We start from the raw sequence: 22,328 nt of genomic DNA on the forward strand, positions 1-22,328 counted from the left end.
GTTTTTACAGAACGACTATTTGGAGACCATTATCAACTTAACCATTTTTATTATCCTATTAGCATTAACAGGCTTTTTCGTAGCCACTGAATTTGCCATTGTCAAAGTACGTTCGTCAAGGCTTGATCAACTAGTTGTCGAAGGAAATAAAAAAGCACTTGCTGCTAAGCATGTTGTCGATCATTTAGACGAATATTTATCTGCCTGCCAATTAGGGATTACGGTAACAGCGCTTGGCATCGGGATGGTTGGTGAAAAAACCTTTGAGTTTATGCTTCATCCATTATTTGAGATCATTGGCATTTCAGATAAGTATATGACGATCTTTACGATTGGCTCAGCCTTTGCCATTGCAACATTTTTACATGTAGTTGTAGGTGAATTAGCGCCTAAAACTGCCGCTATTCAAAAGGCAGAAACGATTACACTGCTTTTTGCTAAACCAATAATATTTTTCTATAAAGTAATGTATCCATTTATTTGGTTCTTGAACGGCTCTGCCCGCGTGTTGGTAGGACTATTCGGCATGAAGCCTGCAAGTGAACATGAGCTTTCACATACAGAGGAAGAATTGCGATTACTGTTATCCGAAAGCTTTAAAAGTGGTGAAATCAATAAATCTGAGCTTAAATATGTCAATAATGTCTTTGAATTTGACGAACGTATTGCCCGTGAAATTATGGTTCCTCGTACAGAAATCATCGGGATTGAACAAAACGAATCCTTTACGAATATTATTCAGCATATTGCTGCTGAACAATATACGCGCTACCCTATTTACGATGGAGACCGTGATAATATTTTAGGCTTTATTAATGCCAAAGAATTATTCACCCATGGCTTACTTGAACAGCTCACAGATGATACGTTAGTATTGGAGAATTTTATCAATCCCGTTATTCGTGTCATTGAAACAATTCCTATTAAGGAGTTGCTTGTACGGATGCAAAAAGAGCGTATTCATATGGCGATTTTAATGGATGAATATGGTGGTACATCTGGTCTTGTCACCGTTGAAGATATTTTAGAGGAAATTGTTGGTGAAATTCGCGATGAATTCGATGACGATGAAATTGCAGATATTCGCAAAATTACAGATCAGCATTATATATTAAATGCCAAAATGCTTGTGGAAGATGTAGAAAAACTATTAAATATTACATTGGATGCTGAAGAAGTGGAAACATTAGGTGGCTGGTTCTTAACTGTAAATAATGGGATTAGAGCATCAAAAAATATTGAACTTGACACATATGTTTTTAGTATTTATGAACAACAAGGACATCAAATTCATTATATTGAGGTGAGACCTTTACGAAAAAGTGCTGCCATCGTCACAGAAGCACAAACATAACCAATTTTTGACTAATCTTCGAGCAGAGCTATTCCTACTCCCCTGTTCCATTATTAGCCATTTTAGGATATAATAAATATTAACAATACTATTATAGTTTCAGGGGGCTATACAAATGACTTTGTTTAAACTCTACCATTCAGATGGCATTCATATTATTACCGATGTGAAAAAACATAAAACAAATATTGAACTAAAAACCATTACGGGGGAAGTATTATATATTATTGTGGTTACTGATGAAAACTACACTGTATATGATGATCGTTTTGCAGGTGCTTCTAAGCAATTAAATTCCGTGGAAGCCTTTGATATTGATGGTAGTTTTCGCAGCTTAGATTTCGATAATATGCGTGCTTTGTTTAAGGATGCCTTTACAAAGCTTTTACAGGAAATTGGTGAGTGTGTGAAAAATAGAGAAGAACTCGTGGATATTGATACACTCCGCCATAAAGTAAGTGCGCAAATTACAGGCATTCATTTCCGTGTTATCTCCGATACAAATAAATATGAAATTTAATATCCAACAGACTGTTCTCTTGTAGGCAGTCTGTTTTATCTTTTCTTATCCTTCCTCTCTGCCGAAACAAAAAACATGGATCTTTTACTTTCATGTATAATGGAACTTAACAATCTGAAAATAAGGGGTGTTAGGATGAATCGTGAACAATTAATCACACTCATTTCAGAAAAACTGAAATTAATCCGTACAGAAAAAGCTTTTACACAAGATCAAATGAGTGATCTTCTAGGACTATCTAAAAAAACACTTGTCCAAATTGAAAAAGGTCGTATTTTAGCTGGCTGGACAACCACTGTTGCTGTTTGTACGTTGTGTCGAGATAGCACAATTTTACAGCATGAGCTTGGTGGTGACCCTCTCGAAGTTGTTGATTTAATTGCAAATCATGGTACATTGCAACCAAAGGAAAGAACAATGGGTGGATACATATGGTGGAAGAATATTAGTGAGTATAAAGGTTTTCGACTTCAGCAAAATATGATTAGCCAGCATTATCGCATTTTAGATCAACACCATTTTCGCCTTGTTTCAACATTTGATGAACAAATAGCTAAGCAAGCTTGGGAAAAACTGAAGGATTAATCATTCTACAAGACAAATTAATCGTGCGTTATTATTATCTATCATATAATGCTATAAGAGAATGGTTTCTTTCAATATTCTATGATGCAAAGGCAGTAGAAGCTAGAGCAGTCGAAATTTGTAGAAATTCCCTTTATACTTATTGGTACCGCTCTGCAATTGGAAAGGATGCTTGTTCATGAATCGAATATTAGCAATTAGTGATATACATGGAGAATTAACGATGTTTGAAGAATTACTCCTAAAAGCAAACTATCATCCAATGAAAGACCAACTTTTTTTACTCGGTGATTATATTGATAGAGGCCCCGCTTCTAGTGGTGTATTAAATTTAGTTGGTGAATTACAGGCACAGGGTGCACGGGTGCTGCTGGGCAATCATGAAGCCATTATGCTCCACGCCTGCCGTTCAGGGCATACTAAACCTTGGAACCATTGGGTTGGACTTTGCGGTGGAGAGGCAACACTAGCAAGCTATGGCTACCAATTGACTGATTTTGACGAGGCTATTCAAAACCAGACATTGCCGAGCTTTATTCAAACATTGCCAAAGCTTGAAGAGCATTTAAAGTTAATCGAAACTTTTGAAACATATATTGAATTAGAAGATGTTATTTTTGTGCATGGTGGGGTTGTGCCAGGTGTGGCGCTCTCAGAAACAGACCCCCTGCAATTTCTATGGATTCGTGAGGAATTTCATGCAGGCTATCAAGGAGAAAAAACCGTTATTTTTGGACATACCCCTACCTATCGGTTGCACCATAATCCAACTGATTACCGTGTCTATTTTGGAGAAAATAATATTATTGGTATTGATGGTGGTGCTGTTTTTGGTGGACAATTACATGCCTTTGAGTGGCCGAGTCGCAAAATCCTTTCAGTGGAAAATAAAAAACCAACAAGTAGTGACTAACTTGTTGGTTTTTATTACATCAATATAATTTAAAGATAACACCTACTAACGAGTAGACAATGACGGTTGCGAATAATATTGTCATATGGAACAGGGAAAAGACAAACATTTTTGTCGCCCATTTTTCTTGATTTGTATGGCGATGGTAGCCATAAATACTCATAATCAGCCACGCAATGCTTAATAATAATGCCACAAGCATAATACCTACACTTAATGAACCAAATAAAAAGCTTGATAAAATTAATAAAATTAAATAGAAGTTCGTTTGATAATAGGTGCGACGCATACCTTTTACAACAGGAAGCATTGGCACACCAGCCGCTTCATAGTCCGCATGTTTACGAATAGCAATGGCATAAAAATGCGGCATTTGCCAAATAACCATCACTAAAAATAGACCAAGAATTGCAGGATGTGTAATGTCTGTCGAGACAGCAGACCAGCCAATTAACGGGGGTACAGCTCCACCAATACTCCCAATTTCCGTATTATAAATCGTTCGACGCTTTGTCCACATGGTATACGGCACAACATATAAAAATACGCCTAATAAACCAAAGGCAGCTGCTAATGGCGAGGCAAGTGCCAACACTGCTACCCCCACAACTAACATCGCAATCGCTAATGTTAACGTCGATTTAGCCGACATTTCGCCTGTTACAGTTGGTCGACTTTGCGTTCGAGGCATAATGGCATCTATATCACGATCATAGACATTATTAAAGGCCCCCGCTGCCCCAATCACAAGAGCAGAACCAATTGTTGAAAAAATAATTTCAGGTATATTATCTACAAATGTCATCTTATTTTTGTACATGCCTAGCGTTAAACCAGCCCACATTGGTATTAAATTAGATTTGATAATGCCTGTTTTAACTGTTTGCGCTAAAATTGTAGAACGTGATGACTTCTCTTGTATTTTTTCGGAGGATTGTAGCTTATGCTCCGTTTTCAGGTTCTGTTCCATTCATCTTAATTCCTTTTCTCCATAATTTCTATACACTCTCTTTGATAGAAAGCGACAAAATTTGCATCTAGCACATCAAATAATGATTTTACCCCTTTTTGCCTTGTTCTGTCTCCATGTTCACATAAAATACATGTTTCCATCTAACAAAGCATCCCCATTCACAACATCTTCTATGATACCATCGACTGACATGAATTTGAACCTTCTTGGCTTGATTCTTGTTATTACTATTTAAGAAAAGTAATTATTTGTACAAAAAAACCAAGACAGTTCTTTTGCCTTGGTTTTAGAGCTATTGTAAATCTTGTCGAAGTTGTTGTGCTAAAAATGCAACAAGGTCACGTAAATTATCAGGTGTCACACCATGTCCATCTGGATATTGCTTAAAGGTAACGGTTGCACCAAATTGTTCAAAAATCTCTTTGCTTTCTATACCTAATTGGGAAGGAATAATATAATCATAATCTCCATGAGAGATAAAGGCCTGTAGATGCTCTATGGAACGAATGGCATATTCCTCTGTGACAAACTTTGGTGTATAGCCGCTTAATGCCACGATGCCTGTTACTAGATTCCCCATGACAAAGGCCAGTGATTGCGCTAATACAGCCCCTTGGTTAAAGCCTAGGACAAATACTTGATGTGGGTCAATTTGATATTCGTCAATTGCCTCTAGTAGAAAGCGTTGCAGTGCCACTAACACCTTATCGAAAACCGCACGATCGGGTTGATCCATCTCTTGAATTGTAAAGAAGGCATAACCAGGCTTCTGTGCAATAGGACCTCTCAGACTAAATATATGACATTGCTGTTGAAAATCTTGCACTAATTGCGGTAAATCATCCTCATTGCTACCCATGCCGTGTAATAAAAAAAGTGCAGGATATTTTTTCGTAGCATCCATCTGTGTAGGCTGTGTATGTTTAAACGTAAATGGTGTATTCATGCAATTTAATTCCTTTCATATCTCTCAAATTAATTATTGTAAGTTTGTTTTATTAATAAGCCCATCTATATGGTAAGCAATATAGCCATTGACAATGCGAATCGTTTCTTGTGGGTCTGCATCAAATAGGGTTTTAGACTGCTCAGGCGTTGAAACAAGCACGGTTAATAAATCCATCCGCATGGAATGTCCAGCAGCGCTATAGGCGTAATCATAAATAATGGCTTCCTCCGTCATCACCTCTGACACATATTGCTGATGGAATAATTCCTTGGCTGTCTCCATTTGCGTGGCAACCTGTTGACGAATACGCATTTGATGCATTAATAATTCTTCCTCGAGAACGGCTGGTGCTAGCCATTGTTTCGTCTGAAGCATGTTGAGAAATACTTGCTCCCAAGCCTGCTCATTTTCCGTAAAGTACAGCATATTGACCATCAGCATATCCCAAAAATCATGCTGTGTTGTGGCTGATGCTCGTTGCATAGCGATTGTTTCGTTAAAGTGCTGTTCCACCTTTGTTATATTCATATTGCGTACTAAATGATTACATACATTTTCAATAAATGCATTTGCCGCTTCTTGTGTCATCCCAAATCCGTCCTTTATATCTCTAAATCATTTCCTTCTTATCATACCATGATTGTGAAAGATGGCAATCAACCCACCTCTCCCACTAAAAAAGATACCTCCATCTGCAAATAGAGGCATCCTATTTTAACTATGAAAAAACATAACTATCCATATTATCAATTGTATTTTGAATAGCGGCACGCAATGATTGCTGATGTTCGCCACAAGAAGCTAGCGCCTCCTCCAAGGCTAGTGCAGCATTTGCCATAAATGGGGCTAGCTGCAAATCCTTCGCTAATTGAATGAGCACCAATGCCCTATTCCATTTCCAGCGCGGGTTTGTCGGATCAAGATCAATGGCCTGCTCTAAATAGCCAAGCGCATCAAAGGGCATCCAGCCAAAGCGATGCATCGTTTGACCTGTAATGCCCCAATAGACCGCCTTAGTTGGCTGCTCGTTGACGGCTTGCTTAAAGCAATGAACACTTTCATTATAATGATGCGCAAATAAAAATAGCTGCCCCTGTGTAAAAAAGGATTGGGCCTTGTCATACGGTGTACCTGTTTTTGCAACCTCCTCTAGTTGCTGAATCCGCTTAGCAAATACTGCTTCATCCTTGATGGCACGAATGGCTGTTACAGGATCAAACTCAGGGTAGGTTTCATCAGCACGTTCAATAGGTTGGGCTTCTATAGTAGCTGCTGGCTTTGGGTAATGATCCAGTTCATATTCCTGCAATAACGCTATATATTTTTGTGCACGTGCTTTTTCTGCTTCATTTGTCACTATCTTTGCTAATTCATAGCATTTCATTACTTCACCATTATAAAAATAATCATCCATTGACATTATTCATTCCTCCATTGCACAACTTTTCAGTATATTAAGTATACACTATCGCAAAAAAAGAGACTGCTCAAAATTAACTTTTGACACAGTCCCTCTATTTTCTATTTCTTTAATACCACCGTCTCTAAAAATGTTCGTAAATCCTCTTCCTTTAAAGCGCCTACAAATCGATTCACTTCTTTTCCATCTTCAAAGCGAATAAATGTAGGTGTTGCTTTAAGATTATACTTCTCCCATAAATCATCATATTCATAAACATTCAATTGCGCAATATCAATACCCATGTCATCTGCCATTGGCATTAATACAGGTGTGAGTGCTTGACAGTGGACACAAATTGGACTGAAGAAGTAGGCATTGACAGGTTCGCCAGCTTCAATTTTTTCTTCAAGCTTATCTGGGAGCATAATATTTTGGTAGTTTTTATCATCCAGTTGATCAATTGTTTCTTGTTTAAGCTCTTTATCGCCATAAGGATTGTTTGCGCTTTCTAATTTACTTTTGTTTGAAACATTTGTTAGCACAATAATTGCTGCAAATAATACAACAATCACTGAACCAATCATTAATAATTTTTTCACTAGAGTAGTGACCTCCTTTTTCACACTAAAAGCCCTAGTTTCAGTGTATTCGCGATTGATTATAAATTGTTTTGAAAACCTAGTAAACTAATTTGTCCTTTTTCCAAGATATTTCACATTTACAACATAATTTTATCTATACTTGGGAACCTACATAGGAGAAGCTATTTTAGAAATTCAACATGAGGTGGTCATATGAAAAACTTTTTACAGCATGTTTTTCAAATTTACACAACAGATATTCGTAATATTTTTACAAACTGGGTAATGGCCGTGATTATAGGTGGACTTATTTTTCTCCCTTCTCTTTATGCTTGGCTTAATATTTATGCCTCCATGGACCCATATGCCCACACAGCAAATATGAAAATTGCCATTGTCAATGAAGATACAGGGACAACGGTGAGAGATGAGACAATAAATGTTGGAGATGCCGTCATCCAGCAATTAAATACCAATAAAAGCTTTACATGGGTATTTGAGACAGAGCAAAAGGGCATGGATCAGTTAAAAAATGGCGATTATTTTGCGATGATTGTAATTCCAAAGGATTTTTCGCAAAAGCTTACCTCCATTTTAACGGATCAGCCGACAAAAGCATATATTGATTATTATGTGAATGAAAAAAAGAATCCAATTGCCCCTAAAATTACAAGCAAAGGAGCAAGTGTTCTTACGCAGCAAGTCTCAAACGAGTTTGTGTCCACAGTAAATGGCACACTATTTTCGATTTTTAATACTATTGGTATTGAAATGGAGCATGAAATTCCTGATTTTCGAAAATTTGAAAACTATGTCTTCACACTCGAACAGCATTTACCTGATATCCAATCCTTTTTAACGCAAGCTTCTAGCCAAGGCAAGGATGCAACACAATTGCTTAACCAAGCCCTTGCCCAAGTGCCTGAAATTGAACAGCTTACAAATAATGGACTTACAACCATTCAACAAGGTTTACAGCTTGTCAATGAAGCAGAAGCGTTGTTCAATGAGCTATCGCCTCGTATTAAAAAGGATGTACAAACCGTTCAATCAATCGCAGAGCATTTTACTGACATCATCAATAAACTAAATGCTCTGAATTTGGATCCAGTTGCTTTTACACAAACAAAGGAAGCCCTTCAAAGCCAATTGACACAGTCCAAAGAGCATATTACGAGTAGTATTCAAACACTTGAGGCACTGCAACAATTAACACAAGCAGATGCCACAACCCGTAAGCAGCTAGTAGATGCCTTGGACAAGATGATGAACTCCTTACAGCAAAGTGAGGTGGAGGAGGCTCAAAATCAGCCAAGCTTTGAGCAGCTTATCACCATTCGTGAGGTATTACAAAACGGTTCAAGCTTTACAGACTCTATAGTCAGTGCGCTCGCTGACTTAAAACAGCTCAACACCTTACATGCTAATATTTTGACTAAAGTCGAGCAATTACAGTCTGTTGATCAAGAGGTCATTACACAAAAGATCATCGCTATTCAAGAAATCGCTCACAATGCAACAGCCCATTTACAGGAATTTTTGACCTACTATAACGAGAGCTTAGAGCCACAAATTCGTTCAACTCTATCGAATGCTAAAACAACATTAACAGGTGCCTCGACTATGTTAACGAATCTCAAACAATTTATCCCAGAGGCAACCAATAAATTAACACAGGCACAGGATACACTAGGAACAGCTAATTATGCAATTCAGAAAATACAAACAGAATTCCCAACCTTAAGCTCAAAAATTCAGGAATTAGCGAATAAGCTTCGTACATTAGAAAATGAAGCTGATATTTCTGAGATTGTGCAATTATTAAAAAATGATGTCAATGCTGAACGGGAGTTCTTCGAGGAGCCCATTCATCTGAATGAGCATCGTCTCTTCCCTATTGCCAACTATGGTACAGCAATGACACCATTTTATACGGTGCTTTCGATTTGGGTTGGCTGTTTACTGTTAATTTCATTATTATCTGTCAACCTCCATAGCGGAACCCCATACTATATTCGTGAAATTTACTTTGGTCGATTATTAACCTTTGCAACTTTTTCATTTCTGCAAACACTGATTATTACGATGGGAGATGTTTTCCTTATGGATGGCACGATCCAAGCCCCTTTTTACTTTGTACTATTTGGTCTCTTTATTAGCCTTGTATTTGTCACAGTTGTCTATACCCTTGTCTCTGTCTTTGGCAATGTAGGGAAAGCCTTAGCAATTGTTATGCTGGTATTACAAATTGCAGGCTCTGGTGGCACATACCCTGTTGAATTGTTACCAAGGTTCTTCCAAATCATCAACCCTTATTTACCTTTTACGTATGCTATTGAGATGATGCGTGAAGCTGTCGGTGGTATTATATGGTCAACTGTCTGGATGGATCTTATTTTCTTAGCCTGCTGCTGGTTAGTCTTTATTTTATTTGGATTTTTCTTAAAAAAATTACTCAGTGAGAAAATGGAACGTTTTATGAACAAAATCCAAGGTTCGGATATCTTTCATTGATTTTCAGCGATACTACCTGTCAATATGACAAAGAGCGATGGTATAATAAAGGCAATGTAAAATGGTAGGAGGCGCTATTTTTGAAGAAAATCATGTCCCTTTTTGTTGTTTTCATGCTATTACTAGTAAGTGCATGTGGAGAAGAGAAGCAAGCTGTGGATGACCATCAAAATAATGATTCACATGAAGATCATCGTCATGCTTCAGGTGATGTACAGGAAGAAACCGCTTCGGCTAATATTCTCCCTTCTTTTTTAGATGATAAGCAGGAAAATATTCGTATGGTCTATCAAATCGCAGGGCAATCGACAGAAGTTTTAGAATGGATGCCATGCTATTGTGGCTGTGGTGAATCTGCTGGTCATAAAAATAATTTAAACTGTTTTATCGAGGAAAAACGTGAGGATGGAACAATTGTCTGGGATGACCATGGCACACGTTGTTTAGTTTGCTTAGAAATTGCTGTTCAATCTGCCAAGATGCATCAGGATGGGATGAGCCTAAAAGAGATTCGTCAGGTGATTGATGATACGTATAAAGAGGGCTATGCCAAACCAACACCTACGGATATGCCTGCATAGTAAAAGCAAAGTCGTATTAAGCGACTTTGCTTTTACTTATTGTTCCTTCAATTGATTTTTCTTTCTTTTGCGTAAAATAATGTATAAAATCACAGCAATAACAATGATGAGTCCTACAAACTCTGCAATTAAGATAAAGGATATTTCAAAACCGTTTGTCTCTTCTGTATCCTGCTCACTCACCTTATTATCCACCGCCACAACAAACTGCCCTTCTTTTGTTTCGATTGCAGCCGCAACTTGGGTATCTGTCTCCTTTAAATGCGCATAAAAGTCATTGTCTATAGAAGTAGCATCGAATGCATGTAGCCATAACAAAGGCTGTTTTGTTTGCCAGAAATTTTTAGTAATATAGGCATGCTTCGCCATAACCTCAGGTAAAAACCCTTGTTGAATCAGCTGCTCTGCTGTATAGGGAATGTTCTTAGCATTTTTTGATAGCCATGTTAGCTGATCCATAGCTCCAATAAAAATGACTGCCTGCTGCTGTAATGCTGCTTCTGTCACATCCTTATCCCTTACAAGCGTAATTTGTGCCATTTTGCCATTTATCATTAAGGCTTTATATAGCCCACTCATTTCTGTATCATTCAGATTTTCATGATCAGGGATCACCATTAATACATTGTCATGAAAGGCATTTGGAAAATCGCGTAATGTAAAGGATGGCTCACTTGCATCTTTTGGAAGAGATAAGGAGCTATCGCTATCAATATATAGCCAATAGCGTTCATTCGTTGTTTCACACGGCTCCTCTAACTGAAAGCCTGTTACCTCAAATTGCACATCTGTTATCGATTTTTTATTTAACACATTTGCTTGAATCGGTATTGATGCCTCATACATATCGGTTGCTGTTTGCTCTAATTTTCGTAGATCTACCGCATGTGGAACATTATTAATATAAACAATCAATTCTAATTTGCGATCATCCTCCTCTTTACTACTTGGCATCGTTGCGGATTTTTTCAAGATCAATCGCATGACTGCTTCTTTGTTTGCCTCTAACTGTGGTAAGGATACATAATAATGGGGTGTGATCGACCCTTGGCTTGATAATGTTTGATCCTCAAAGCCAAATTGCTTGAATGGTATTGCTGTTTCTAAGAGGCTTTCAACCTCTGGTAAATCATCAATCGTTAATGTATGACCTGCTAATTGCTCCAAAAGTCTTGGTTCCGTTAAAGATAATAAGCGTTCCGCAATAGCCTCTGCCTTTGTAGAAGTTATAACTAAAAAAGGTACTTTTTGATTGGTATTGGTATTTTGCAATTCATGCATCATCAATGTCATCGCATTCTCAGCTGTCTCAATATTTGCTACTATATTTTTAAATAAAGCTGTACTAAATTCATTTTTCGCACCAAGCAATACAACAGGCCCCGTCACCTTCTGAACAGCATCTTCACGTTGAATGTGTACATCTGTTTGGCCATGCTCTGATAAATAGGCAGATAGCTGATAACCACTACTTAATGTCGCCGTAGAAGCCTCCTTCGGTAAGATAAGCGTTGTCGTATAGCCCTCATAGCCCATAAATGCTGAAGGATAACTATTTAATGACCATGCTTCCCCCTCCTCCGTAAAAGCTGATATAGAGGATAAAATATCAATACGCAACCAATTACCTACATTACCAGGTGCAACACAAATTCCTTCCTTTAAAATTCCATAAAAGCTAGCTGTTATTTTATGAGACCCTTTTAATAAGGCTTCTTCTGGTAGATGGACAGTGACGGTTTGCTTTCGTAAATCGGTTGTTAACGGCACCGTTTTGATTGCCACATCATCCACCTTCACCGTAAAGGACGAAGGTGCAATTAATAGCTCTGAATATTGGATATGAAATGTTACTTGCTGATTATCAAGTTGCACATCTTCGGTAAGACTATAATAAAAATCTCTCGACGAAGAGGGTCCCTGCAATTCAATTGGCTGAGATACTAATGGTTTTTTCTGATGTTGATTGCCTTCGATTGCAATGGTTTGTTGGTCCACCGTAATGGTAGCCGCAGTTGCATCATCTGTAAATATTAAAAAACCAATAATAAATAGAAGTAAATAAAATTTGGCTTTCATTCGTCTGCCCCTTTATCTGATTGCTTTGCAAATCGTTCTGTTTTATACCATTGCACTTCTTGTCCAGTAAACATGCGCTTTATTTCTAACAGTAATGACCAAACAACAAGCACGATCCACATTTGAGAGTACGTAAAATACATGAGGATAACATAAAAGAAATTTTTTCGATTCATTTCTGTTTTTTCAATACTTAATGTAATCATGACTTCACCTAAGAAGAGTAAAAATGCTAATAGCCATAAAACAATGGCAATATCGCCAACGGTTAATCCAATATCATAGAATAAATTGATAATAAATAAGCCATTGGATAAAATCACGCCAAAGAAAAATAGAAAATACGTGAAGAAAAAGTAAAATAAATCAAATATAATACTTTTTCTTTTTAATGTAAAAAATTGACTTAAAAATTTAAGAACGACATACTGATTACCCCTTGCCCATCTTGTACGCTGCTTCCACCATACTTTAAGGGTTTCGGGCTCTTGCTCCCATGTAATCGCTTTTGGGAAAAAGCGAATATGATAACCTAGATTGTACACCCGAATGGTTAGCTCTGTATCTTCTGCTAAGGCTTTTACATCCCATCCGCCAAGCTGTTCTAAAATGGAGCGACGAATGGCAAAATTTGTACCAGGGATGGTTGCTACCTTAAACCATTTCCAACGACCGCCTTGAGCCATCCATTGAAAACAAATCGTTTCAATATTAATAAAGCGTGTCAACCATGTTTCAGCCGCATTAATAACACGAAACTTCCCTACGGTGGCAGCCGCCTTAGGATCATTGATAAGGCCCATTACTAAATACCAAACCGCCATTCTCTCAGGCGTATTATCCGCATCATAAACAACGACAATCTCCCCTGTAGAATCCGCTAACGCCGCATTTAATGCAGAGGATTTTCCTTTTCCTTTGTTCGGCTCTACGGTTTCAATCACACGAATAAATGGATACCTTTCAGCAAATTTTGAGGCGATGACACCTGTATCATCAGAGGAATTATCATTAATAACAATCACCTCTAGTTTATCTTTTGGATAGTACAAACGAGACATGGCTCGCAGTGTCTGCTCAATAACAAGCGCTTCATTATGCGCGGGAATAAAGACACTTACAGAGGGTACATTGTCCATTTTTTTAGACCATTGATTGATAGGCTTTTCAAATGAACGAAAATGTAAATAACCGCCTTCCATTAAAAACATATGATAGAGTAGCATCACCCAAATGAGGAAAAGTGAAATAAAAAATAATGTATTAGCCATTGGATTTCCTCTCCTCAAATAACCTCTTACGCAAAGTTATACGCAAACGTAAGGTATTGATAAAAAATAATATCACAAATAACGAAACAATCAGCACAAGCGCCCATAACATGACTTCAAATGGTCGTTCATCGAATAAAATTTTTAAACGTTGAAATTTTGTAAAGGATAGATGAACCGTTTGTTCGCCGTTTTCATGCTGAACAATGGCAACATTTCCTGACTTTACTTGCTGTTTCGTTTGTCGAAAATTAATGAGCTCAATCTGTGGATGTCTATTTAAATAATCGGCAAGCTCCTGGACATAAGCTACATGGCTATAAGCAGGATATTGAATACCGATAACAGAGCCAGGAACTTTTAATAAAAGATCCATCTGCTGTTTCACAGGATAGAAAGGATTGGTCGCCGTATGTGCTATCGTCCCTGCGGTAAACGGGTAGATAAGGTGTTGATTCATTTGTGACATATATAATTGCTGATTTTCTCGTTGAATAATACTTGTAAATAGTGCACTGTCACCAACACTTATCGTAGGATAGATTTTACGTAGCGCTAAATAATGTAGACTTTGTTCCATTGAGTTAGATGCAGAAAGAATAAATGCATAGCCCTCTTTTTGCAATTTTTGCAAATAACTTACTAATTTCTTATTCTCATGTAAGTAATCTATTTTTTCATTCATCATAATGGGCGTGACTTCAAGGGCTATCGGGATATCACGATCCGCAAATGCCGTCACTACCTCTTCTAGCTTTTGGACATTGGTTTTCATATTAATATCCGTTAAAACGACAAACGCTGCATGTGTGGATGGTCTTGGCAATTGTAGTAGTTCACCGATGATCGCTGGCCACTCGTACTGTAAAGCTCCTTCATTGATAAAAATCCCAATAAATGACCAATTATGCTGTTGGATAACAAAAGGATACGACTGATTCATCGTTGATGCCCACTCGATAATTTGAGCATCAGCAGTTGGTTGTACGCTTTTCCACTGAACAGGGTTAACTAGCCCTTCCTCTCCTATGGCTCGAAGCTCCACTACCTGTTTTTCCTGCCATTTCGCAAAGGGAGCTAACTGCAAGGCATTATCCCCAATCAGTAGAGCTGGTCCTTGAAATTGATTCAGTGCATCAAGTGCCTTTGCTGGCATTGCTGTTGAATAAGTATTAACCACAACGACTCGTTGATAATGCTGAAGCATTTGCTGATGAACATCTTCTATAGCAATAGTATCTACGGATGTATAAGCTTGTAGTATATGCTGTAAGGCTTGTATATCATCGTTGGGCTGCTTATTGCTGGTCATATAGATCAATGCTACATTCTTATCTGCATCCGCTGCCAATACAGTAGTAGCTGTGTCGCATGTATAAAAACAAAGCCATCCCATTATCAGCCACAGGCAATGTTTAGAGCGCATTTGTTTTCATCTCTCTTTCTAGCTCTGCCAGTAATACATCAAATGTGGCATCCATCAATGGATAATAAGTAAAGAAGCTTGTTTTATAGCTTAATGTCACCCATTTTCCATTGAATAATTGGTGATTTTTCAAAGCTTGATCCAATTTATCATAAATAACTTCCATATGTTGGTCGCTTGTATCAATTAGCAATAGTCCAATATAATTTTCACGAAAGCGAAATTTTTTATCAGTTGTTCTAACGGTCTGCTGAATTTTTTGAGAAAGCTGCTGCCATAAATGCTGAACCTCTTTGGCACCATACAGTTGCTGGAATTGGTCATAATTCTCAAGCATTAACACCACAAAGACAAATGTATGCTTATGTCGGTCAGATCGCCGCATTTCCTCATTTACACTTATACGCATACGCGTTTCATTCTCAAAGCCTGTTTCCACATCAATCGCTACATAATTTCTTACATCTTCTTGTAGTTTTTTTAAATAGTTTTCCTGCTCCTTCATCAATTCATGCACCTTTCCTGCACAAAGAATCAGCAGCAATAGCATAATTCCATAGGCGAAAAACATCTGCATGGAAAAGGAAGCATTTAAAAATATCGTCGTGCCTGATAAGCCCATATAAAGCAAGGTTGAGCCTGTAATAAAAATAAAAACAAGGCTACTAATCAGTCCTAAAACGGTTCCTCTCCAAAGGGTGAGCAAGAGTAGTACAAGTAAAAAACCATACAATAATAAACTTTCAGCATTCAGGCGTAATAAAAAATAAGAAGGTATTTGCAACAATAAAATTAGCAGTGCTCCATACAGAAAAATGGCTCTATTCCAGTTCATCATTGTGCGCATTGTTTACCTCCCTTTCTGCTAATAACGGTAGTAAATTATCAAAAATATGCGTTGACTTTGTATAGTAATCGACATAGCCTGTCTTTGGATCATCTTTCAAGGCTGTCATTTTATCAAGGAACTGCTGGGCCATTTGTTGTTCATTCAGCTCAAGCATATAGCGTGCAGCCATCGCATAAACGGCTGGGGATTCATATTTTACGGCTGGTTTATTCGTCTCTGCATCATAACGGCCATATAATTTATCGTCTCTTGCTAATAAATCAAATAGCCAATTTTTAAAAGGTGTTGTGTCTTTTTTTATAGAAGCTAGATGATAAGCTGTATATAATTGTTCAATCATATGCAGTTCTTCATCAAATACATAGCTTTTAGAAAAAAGATCATAATATTTTGGAAAGAACCCTTCCTTCGAGACTGGTGTATTTTGTAAAATAGTGATTTGTTGCTCCATCTGCTCCTGTGAGAGTAGATCATGTTCTGCCATTTGCTGAAAAGCGGCTGGCATAATATAGCACATTGTTAGTGTATTCGCTTTGTCATGGGAGTGAACATCCACAAAATCAACAAATAGTCCATCTACCATACCAAATCGTTTTAAATTTTCACCAATTTCCTTCCCTAGTTGTATATAGGAAGCATTATCCCACTTTTCACCTGCTTCCAATAACACCCGAATGACGCGTAAATCATCAATCAATGCAGTCACAGAAGCTTTCTTTGTGCCCTCTATACGCCATACCATAAAATTATTTGTTAAAAAGAATGTTTTTATGACTTGAACCTGTTCATCAAAACGGATTTGGTCATCTTTTTCTAACAGATAAGCAAGCCATAATCCAACTGACTCGGATAAAAACAGCTCCTTCTGATCTGTTAAATCTGTTCGTAATAGTCCTTTATCTGTCATTAGCTTTTGCAGGACAAATTGCTCTGTTGGTGAAAGGGGTTCTTTTGGTAACGCAACTTCTTTTTTTGTACAGCTTATTAAAATAAAAACTACGCATATGCTAAAGACAACTTTCTTCTTAATAAAATCACCTCAAGTATAAAAAACATGTACTTATCGCCTATATTTTCTTTTATAATATACTATCCTCTACAAATAATAAACATTTCTATGAAAAAAGACACGTTATATATAAATCAATACAAATAAAGGAAGCTTAAATAGTCACAAAGATTTATACAATATCCTTTATTTATGTATTTTTTTGATATATTTAAAATTACAATGCTTTCTCTAGCATAATTTTTTCGGAGCACAGCTATAAATTGCTGCTTTATGGCTATCTTACACGCTGTAAAATACTCTAATTGCAAAGGAGTAAATGAAGGGTGTAATCGATGGATCTATTAATACTTTGAAAATCTTGTCCTATTTTGTATCATGTATAATATTGTTATTTTTAAGGCTAATTGAGGCGAGGTTAGGACTATTAAAAATTAGGCAGCGTGGCATAGAAATATGGGAGTACATTTAGGTATAAAAAACCCAAAAATCGGATGATATTATACATTTTAATATTCTTTGATTTCAAAGAACATAATTTTATTGTGAACGATAGAGTCTTTGCGAGATTGGAAAAAAACCATGTTAAAGTCCTTATCAAATATATAGTATGACTTTAACTCTCCTATAAACATTGTAACTAGTTGCCTTTCTATTGATTCCCAATTTAAAGTGTGATTGTTGTGCAGTTGAATTATTGGTGCGTCTAGTTCAATTGGCGTGCATTGATATACATCTTTTTCTGGTATTAGTGACTGTTCTTATCCCATAGCTCCAAAAATAAAAGAAGAGAAGTTTATTGATGCAATCACAAAAGAAGCAACTTTATCAGGCATTCTACCATTCAAAAGAACCCATTATCTGGATTATACTTTTCAATAGACTCAATGCGTCCAGATTTATTTGCACTACCAAAAGCATCGAAAAATCCATTGTGTTCTGTTATACCAAAAGCTTAACGTGAGTGCTTGTCCAAATATCAAGAATCGGATTATATACTTTGACCACTTTCTTATTATTCTTCTCTTTTCCGTTATAACCTCCCACAACATAAATATACCCTTGATATTCAGCAATCTTACTTAGATTACATTTGGCAACCATCACGCTTCTCTTTTGTGTGTATTTATTAGTCACTGGATCAAACTCAAATAAATTGTTAACTATTAATTTATTTACAGTTTTCCCACCTAGAATATATATTTTCCGTCTACTGGAATTGCGCTATTAGTATATAGTGCAATAGGCAATGATTCAATTTGTTCCCATTCTGATGAAACATTTACACCATTAATGCTAAAATCTCCACAACAATTAGTATCTGCCATGTGTATTTCTCCCTTAAGATTATTACTTCTTTCCCAATTATAAGTTAAGATATATAAAATATGTAATAACAATCTGATAGAAAAATACCACTAATTTACTCATTAATAATTTTCATTTAATTATCTTACATTTACCTAGAATCATTCACTCAGCAGCAACCTTTCATTGTCTAAGCGTGAAAGAGAACGAATAAACCCTTCCTGATCAAAGTAAAAAGCATCCACGCTATTCATTAGTGGATGCTCTCTTAATTTATTTAATAATCCGAACATGCTGTTTCGTGTTGAACTTCAATTTTACAGTCTTGCCATACCTTATATACATAACCCCGCCTTTGCCATTTTTGAATGTATAAGACATGTCCAGCCATGAATTTCTCTATTAAATATAAATGCCCTTCAAAGCGCCTTATTACACTTACAGTTGTAGCACTTTGAATACAAAATGCATAATGTCCTTATTCATATATTCTGTGGTTAACGCTAAAATATTGTCACCTACCTTTTCGAGTGGTTGTAGCCCGATGTGTTAATAGCTTCCATCGTTGAATGCAAATCTTTATTTCGTATTTAGCGCCATCAAATGTTTTTTTAATCATGAATATATCCATGATTTCGTGCAGCGTAAGCAAACTCGTAATTCCATACTCCCTTGATGGTAACGGTTTCTTCATAACTCTTTAATTTTGGATACGTGCCAATCGCCTTCACACCATGGAAGATAAGATTTGCATTTAAAGAGTAATGGAAAAATTGCACAAATACACAAGGTTTCACAATCTACTATTCACAGACGATTGAGAGAGATAGAATTTGAGTGTTGGCTGGTCATTTTTGTGTAAAGGATATGTAGACAACAGATAAAAATGGCTATTTTTATCTGAAGAGCTTTATTTTTATGTTAAAAATTCTTAACGTTGTGAAATGTAAAATAATGTTGACTGATAGATTATTGTACCTTAACATACAATATATAGCAAATAATTTTACAATAAAAAGGAATATGTGTATTTTAATAGAGTATTTGTAAAGTTAGCCGGCTATATTTTTTCACAATAAATTACTAGGGAGGAAATATTATGACAGTTGCAGTAAAAAACTTTAGCAGCATTATGAATCAAATGAGAGATGCTTATGTAGGAGAGTCTACTAATGAATTTTCTTTAGCAGAACACATCGGACTTCGTGCCGCTTCAGTATCCGATACACCTGAAGAATTGCAAAAATTAACACAAGACTATCAGCAGAATGTGAACAATTTTTATGAACAAGAAGAATCAGGCTTAAAAGAAAATGTTAAACAATTAGAAAATAATGATATGAATAAATCAGATTTTATGGAGAAGATGCGTAAGAGAAAAGAAGAAGCATTAAAAAAATCTGAAGACATGATTAATAAACTCTATGATTCATTAACAGATTTTGGTGAAGAACATCCTGCATCCCAAATAGTAATCCTTACCCTTGCTGATAAAGTTGGAGCTTTTATGCAAGACATTATGAATAAAGTTATAGATGTTTTTGTTGGTGTGGTAGACGCTGTAAAAAAGGCAATTAGTGTAGCTGTTGATTTCATTTCTTCTACTTTCAATTCAATTGTCGATTCAACGAAAAACTTCTTTGCTGAGTTATTTTAAACGATCATAAATAAATGACTGAAAGCAAGGCTGTTTACGGACAGTCTTGTTTATTTTCCCTATTTAATAGCGCACTCAATTTTTCAACAGGTAGGGAAGACTACCACGTTTATTAAGTCCCGTTTAAACACAATTAATTGGAAGCTTATGTTTTCGACACAGCAGCTACTTCTTTGCATACCATTTTGCTTTGTGCGCTAACATGGTTCTAAAGTGGGACCATGATGCTTCGCTGATTGCTTTAACTAACTTGTGGTTCTTGAGCATAGTTGACACTTGCAAAACTTCCATACCAATCACAGCGCGGTTTTGGATGATGTCAGTAGAGATTTTATGCAAATAATCTGTTCTTGCATTGGTGATTTTCTTATGTAGTCGTGCTACTTTACGTTATTATTTCTGATAGTTCGTTGCTTCATCCAGTTGGTATGTTCGTTTCAAGGCTACTTCCTGTCGTCTGGATAGGACACATTGTATATCAGCCAATTTCTTTTTCAATGCACGAAACTATTTAGGATTGCCAACTATTTGACCAATGGAAAGGATGGCAAAGCCTTTTACTCCCACATCCACTCTCTAACAAGTAGGGCTAGTATCGCTACGCCCCCTCTTAAACCACTTCATATCAATGTTTTTGTATTACCCGTTATTTTACAAGCTGTAATATGGGAAGGTTGCATGGTGAGTTTAATAGACTGATAAACTGTTGATATATCAGTAGTTTGAGAATTCCACTCCATTTTGTATCATGCAAATTACTGCATATAATAGTATGGTTTTAGGGCTAAGTGGGTCTGGATTGGGACTAATAAAATACGGCGAGCGTGTGTATAGGCATGAGTGAGTGAATGAAGATTTCCCCAAAAGGAGCTTTTTAACCAAAATGAATGGCAGAAACGTTAATCTAACAACGTTTCTGCCTTTTCAATTTCATGTGATTTTTTACTCCAAAAGGACTTATATTAATATATTTGGGAAATTCTGATTGAAAATAATTATTAAAAACAAACTTAATACCCATTTAAACATTTTATTCAATAATAAAAATCTGAGAGTATAAAATATTTTGTGTAAATAGAAAATTCCATAGAAAAAGGAAGACCCTTTCTTGGTAGAATTAAGTCACCACAACCAATCCTAGAAAAGAGGTCTTCCCTATGAATCAGTTTACAACAGAAATTGTCGATGCACTAGTCAAAAAACAAGATATTACCGAGGTTTTTCGTTCGCACTTGGAAATGGCGATCAACTCGCTACTGGCGACAGAGCTGACGGAATTTTTGGATTACGAAAAATACGATCGTATCGGGTTCAACTCAGGCAATTCTCGCAATGGGTCTTATTCGCGTACACTTCACACGGAGTACGGCGATTTAACGCTTCAAATCCCGCGGGATCGCAACGGTGAGTNTGATCGCAACGGTGAGTTCAAGCAACAGACAGTGGCACCGTATAAGCGCTCGAACGATACGCTGGAAGAAACCGTGATTCACCTGTTCAAAAAAGGGATTACGATGGCGGAAATTGCGCAATTAATCGAGAAAATGTATGGGCATCACTATACGCCGCAAACGATTTCGAATATGACAAAGGCTGTTTCAGAAACGGTAGAAGCCTTTAATAACCGTCCTTTGCACAATCGTTACGTATGCGTGTATTTAGACGCGACGTATATTGCCGTGCGTCGTGATACGGTGTCAAAAGAGGCCGTCTATATTGCAGTTGGTATTCGTGAAGACGGCTCTAAAGAAGTGCTTGGCTATACGATTGCCCCAACAGAATCGGCCTACAACTGGCAGGAGCTACTACAAGAGCTCAANAGTGTCAAAAGAGGCCGTCTATATAAATTGAACTAAAGCTTCTATCTCCTTCAAAATGGGTAAAGTATACAAACTTATTGTCGAAAGGATGATCCCACATGTTACGCAATGAACAACGAGAAGAACTTCAAACGGCGATGCGACAAACAAAGGATAAGCGACTATTTGAGCGGTATCAGACTGTATTTCTACACCTTGAAGGAAAAAATAACGTTGAAATTGCGATGATCATTCAACGCAATCGAGCAACTGTTGGTGAATATATTAAAGCCTATAAAAAAGAAGGCATAACAGGTTTACGCATGGGGATTTCTACAGGTAAACCACATCGTTTGACCATCGAACAACGTGCTGAGTTGGCTGAGATTGTCACAACGAAAACGCCTGCTGATGTGGGATTTGCACCGTATACGAATTGGACGCTCGCGTTACTCGTTTCACTCGTGAAACGTGAATGGGCTGTGTCCTATTCTTTACGTGGCATGTCTAAATTATTAGAACGCATGCAATTTAGTCATACGCGCCCTACCTATACG

Annotated in this window: 21 protein-coding genes and 2 pseudogenes; 10 read left to right on the forward strand and 13 right to left on the reverse strand. The window is 36.9% G+C overall.

Annotated features, from left to right (window positions below; all coding sequences use genetic code 11):
* Positions 1–19: 19 nt before the first annotated feature.
* The 4 genes from ADM90_RS17055 to ADM90_RS17070 all read left to right on the forward strand — a co-directional run bounded on the left by ADM90_RS17055 (position 20) and on the right by ADM90_RS17070 (position 3,372).
* Entirely contained in the window at positions 20–1,354 is a 1,335-nt protein-coding gene (locus tag ADM90_RS17055) for a hemolysin family protein (RefSeq protein ID WP_053996124.1), read from the forward strand.
* Positions 1,355–1,469: 115 nt separating this feature from the next.
* The gene (locus ADM90_RS17060; RefSeq protein ID WP_053996125.1) at positions 1,470–1,874 is read left to right on the forward strand and encodes a hypothetical protein; all 405 of its coding nucleotides are present in this window, start codon (positions 1,470–1,472) and stop codon (positions 1,872–1,874) included.
* A 135-nt stretch (positions 1,875–2,009) separates the two neighbouring features.
* A complete protein-coding gene (locus ADM90_RS17065) occupies positions 2,010–2,459 on the forward strand; it encodes a helix-turn-helix transcriptional regulator (protein ID WP_053996126.1) in 450 nt (149 codons plus the stop codon).
* Positions 2,460–2,637: 178 nt separating this feature from the next.
* Positions 2,638–3,372: a metallophosphoesterase gene (locus ADM90_RS17070; protein WP_053996127.1), complete on the forward strand. Its 735-nt coding sequence runs from the start codon at positions 2,638–2,640 to the stop codon at positions 3,370–3,372.
* A 19-nt stretch (positions 3,373–3,391) separates the two neighbouring features.
* Here the strand turns inward: ADM90_RS17070 and cyoE are convergent, their stop codons facing one another.
* From cyoE to ADM90_RS17095, 5 genes are all read right to left on the reverse strand, one after another.
* Positions 3,392–4,342 carry a heme o synthase gene (gene cyoE / locus ADM90_RS17075; RefSeq protein ID WP_053996128.1) on the reverse strand — a complete coding sequence of 317 codons (951 nt, stop codon included), beginning with the start codon at positions 4,340–4,342 and terminating at the stop codon, positions 3,392–3,394.
* Between the two features lie 295 nt (positions 4,343–4,637).
* On the reverse strand, positions 4,638–5,291 hold the full coding sequence (locus ADM90_RS17080) for an alpha/beta hydrolase (RefSeq protein ID WP_053996129.1): 654 nt from the start codon (positions 5,289–5,291) through the stop codon (positions 4,638–4,640).
* 33 nt (positions 5,292–5,324) lie between these two features.
* Positions 5,325–5,882: a hypothetical protein gene (locus ADM90_RS17085; RefSeq protein ID WP_053996130.1), complete on the reverse strand. Its 558-nt coding sequence runs from the start codon at positions 5,880–5,882 to the stop codon at positions 5,325–5,327.
* A gap of 130 nt (positions 5,883–6,012) precedes the next feature.
* The gene (locus ADM90_RS17090) at positions 6,013–6,714 is read right to left on the reverse strand and encodes a tetratricopeptide repeat protein (RefSeq protein WP_053996131.1); all 702 of its coding nucleotides are present in this window, start codon (positions 6,712–6,714) and stop codon (positions 6,013–6,015) included.
* Positions 6,715–6,815: 101 nt separating this feature from the next.
* Positions 6,816–7,295: a thioredoxin family protein gene (locus ADM90_RS17095; protein ID WP_053996132.1), complete on the reverse strand. Its 480-nt coding sequence runs from the start codon at positions 7,293–7,295 to the stop codon at positions 6,816–6,818.
* 195 nt (positions 7,296–7,490) lie between these two features.
* Here ADM90_RS17095 and ADM90_RS17100 point away from each other — a divergent pair, with 195 nt between their 5' ends.
* Both ADM90_RS17100 and ADM90_RS17105 read left to right on the forward strand, forming a co-directional pair.
* Positions 7,491–9,791 carry a YhgE/Pip domain-containing protein gene (locus ADM90_RS17100; protein WP_053996133.1) on the forward strand — a complete coding sequence of 767 codons (2,301 nt, stop codon included), beginning with the start codon at positions 7,491–7,493 and terminating at the stop codon, positions 9,789–9,791.
* 80 nt (positions 9,792–9,871) lie between these two features.
* Positions 9,872–10,372 (forward strand): PCYCGC motif-containing (lipo)protein, encoded by a 501-nt coding sequence (locus tag ADM90_RS17105; RefSeq protein ID WP_053996134.1) that lies wholly within the window; start codon positions 9,872–9,874, stop codon positions 10,370–10,372.
* A 36-nt stretch (positions 10,373–10,408) separates the two neighbouring features.
* Here the strand turns inward: ADM90_RS17105 and ADM90_RS17110 are convergent, their stop codons facing one another.
* The 7 genes from ADM90_RS17110 to ADM90_RS24585 all read right to left on the reverse strand — a co-directional run bounded on the left by ADM90_RS17110 (position 10,409) and on the right by ADM90_RS24585 (position 18,335).
* Positions 10,409–12,451 carry a cellulose biosynthesis cyclic di-GMP-binding regulatory protein BcsB gene (locus ADM90_RS17110; RefSeq protein ID WP_053996135.1) on the reverse strand — a complete coding sequence of 681 codons (2,043 nt, stop codon included), beginning with the start codon at positions 12,449–12,451 and terminating at the stop codon, positions 10,409–10,411.
* Positions 12,448–13,722 (reverse strand): glycosyltransferase family 2 protein, encoded by a 1,275-nt coding sequence (locus ADM90_RS17115; protein ID WP_053996136.1) that lies wholly within the window; start codon positions 13,720–13,722, stop codon positions 12,448–12,450. The genes ADM90_RS17110 and ADM90_RS17115 overlap by 4 nt, the downstream gene beginning before the upstream one ends.
* Positions 13,715–15,148, reverse strand: a complete 1,434-nt coding sequence (locus ADM90_RS17120; protein WP_053996137.1) for a DUF2334 domain-containing protein — start codon at positions 15,146–15,148, stop codon at positions 13,715–13,717. Before ADM90_RS17120 ends, ADM90_RS17115 begins: the two co-directional genes overlap by 8 nt.
* Positions 15,138–15,995, reverse strand: coding sequence for a diguanylate cyclase domain-containing protein (locus ADM90_RS17125; protein ID WP_053996138.1), 858 nt, complete (start codon positions 15,993–15,995; stop codon positions 15,138–15,140). The genes ADM90_RS17120 and ADM90_RS17125 overlap by 11 nt, the downstream gene beginning before the upstream one ends.
* Positions 15,970–17,028 carry a glycosyl hydrolase family 8 gene (locus tag ADM90_RS17130; RefSeq protein WP_053996139.1) on the reverse strand — a complete coding sequence of 353 codons (1,059 nt, stop codon included), beginning with the start codon at positions 17,026–17,028 and terminating at the stop codon, positions 15,970–15,972. Before ADM90_RS17130 ends, ADM90_RS17125 begins: the two co-directional genes overlap by 26 nt.
* A 921-nt stretch (positions 17,029–17,949) precedes the next feature.
* Positions 17,950–18,111 carry a hypothetical protein gene (locus tag ADM90_RS25590; RefSeq protein ID WP_412176996.1) on the reverse strand — a complete coding sequence of 54 codons (162 nt, stop codon included), beginning with the start codon at positions 18,109–18,111 and terminating at the stop codon, positions 17,950–17,952.
* 86 nt (positions 18,112–18,197) lie between these two features.
* Entirely contained in the window at positions 18,198–18,335 is a 138-nt protein-coding gene (locus tag ADM90_RS24585) for a hypothetical protein (protein WP_161804087.1), read from the reverse strand.
* A gap of 1,079 nt (positions 18,336–19,414) precedes the next feature.
* Between ADM90_RS24585 and ADM90_RS17135 the strand changes: the two genes are divergently transcribed.
* The gene (locus tag ADM90_RS17135; protein WP_053996140.1) at positions 19,415–19,972 is read left to right on the forward strand and encodes a hypothetical protein; all 558 of its coding nucleotides are present in this window, start codon (positions 19,415–19,417) and stop codon (positions 19,970–19,972) included.
* Between the two features lie 168 nt (positions 19,973–20,140).
* Here ADM90_RS17135 and ADM90_RS24345 read toward each other — a convergent pair.
* Positions 20,141–20,545: pseudogene (locus ADM90_RS24345) on the reverse strand (RNA-guided endonuclease TnpB family protein); the annotation flags it as partial.
* A 584-nt stretch (positions 20,546–21,129) separates the two neighbouring features.
* On the opposite strand from ADM90_RS24345, the gene ADM90_RS25195 reads away from it, so the two are divergent.
* The 3 genes and pseudogenes from ADM90_RS25195 to ADM90_RS17145 all read left to right on the forward strand — a co-directional run.
* Positions 21,130–21,382, forward strand: a 253-nt coding sequence (locus tag ADM90_RS25195; RefSeq protein ID WP_235473648.1) for a transposase, incomplete at its 3' end; no start/stop codon positions are given.
* A 1-nt stretch (position 21,383) separates the two neighbouring features.
* A pseudogene (locus tag ADM90_RS25200) lies at positions 21,384–21,791 on the forward strand (IS256 family transposase); the annotation flags it as partial.
* A gap of 99 nt (positions 21,792–21,890) precedes the next feature.
* Positions 21,891–22,328, forward strand: a 438-nt coding sequence (locus ADM90_RS17145; RefSeq protein WP_053995325.1) for a helix-turn-helix domain-containing protein, incomplete at its 3' end; no start/stop codon positions are given.

It is taken from the genome of Lysinibacillus macroides, from assembly GCF_001281525.1.
Lineage (GTDB): Bacteria > Bacillota > Bacilli > Bacillales_A > Planococcaceae > Lysinibacillus > Lysinibacillus macroides.

Bases quoted from the DNA above. Each gene is read 5' to 3' on its own strand.
- ADM90_RS24585 (WP_161804087.1), bottom strand. From the start codon at position 18,335: ATGGCAGATACTAATTGTTGTGGAGATTTTAGCATTAATGGTGTAAAT.
- ADM90_RS17080 (WP_053996129.1), bottom strand. From the start codon at position 5,291: ATGAATACACCATTTACGTTTAAACATACACAGCCTACACAGATGGAT.
- ADM90_RS17060 (WP_053996125.1), top strand. From the start codon at position 1,470: ATGACTTTGTTTAAACTCTACCATTCAGATGGCATTCATATTATTACC.
- ADM90_RS17065 (WP_053996126.1), top strand. From the start codon at position 2,010: ATGAATCGTGAACAATTAATCACACTCATTTCAGAAAAACTGAAATTA.
- ADM90_RS17115 (WP_053996136.1), bottom strand. From the start codon at position 13,722: ATGGCTAATACATTATTTTTTATTTCACTTTTCCTCATTTGGGTGATG.
- ADM90_RS17135 (WP_053996140.1), top strand. From the start codon at position 19,415: ATGACAGTTGCAGTAAAAAACTTTAGCAGCATTATGAATCAAATGAGA.
- ADM90_RS17120 (WP_053996137.1), bottom strand. From the start codon at position 15,148: ATGCGCTCTAAACATTGCCTGTGGCTGATAATGGGATGGCTTTGTTTT.
- ADM90_RS17070 (WP_053996127.1), top strand. From the start codon at position 2,638: ATGAATCGAATATTAGCAATTAGTGATATACATGGAGAATTAACGATG.
- ADM90_RS25590 (WP_412176996.1), bottom strand. From the start codon at position 18,111: ATGGTTGCCAAATGTAATCTAAGTAAGATTGCTGAATATCAAGGGTAT.
- ADM90_RS17090 (WP_053996131.1), bottom strand. From the start codon at position 6,714: ATGTCAATGGATGATTATTTTTATAATGGTGAAGTAATGAAATGCTAT.
- ADM90_RS17100 (WP_053996133.1), top strand. From the start codon at position 7,491: ATGAAAAACTTTTTACAGCATGTTTTTCAAATTTACACAACAGATATT.
- cyoE (WP_053996128.1), bottom strand. From the start codon at position 4,342: ATGGAACAGAACCTGAAAACGGAGCATAAGCTACAATCCTCCGAAAAA.
- ADM90_RS17110 (WP_053996135.1), bottom strand. From the start codon at position 12,451: ATGAAAGCCAAATTTTATTTACTTCTATTTATTATTGGTTTTTTAATA.
- ADM90_RS17125 (WP_053996138.1), bottom strand. From the start codon at position 15,995: ATGCGCACAATGATGAACTGGAATAGAGCCATTTTTCTGTATGGAGCA.
- ADM90_RS17085 (WP_053996130.1), bottom strand. From the start codon at position 5,882: ATGACACAAGAAGCGGCAAATGCATTTATTGAAAATGTATGTAATCAT.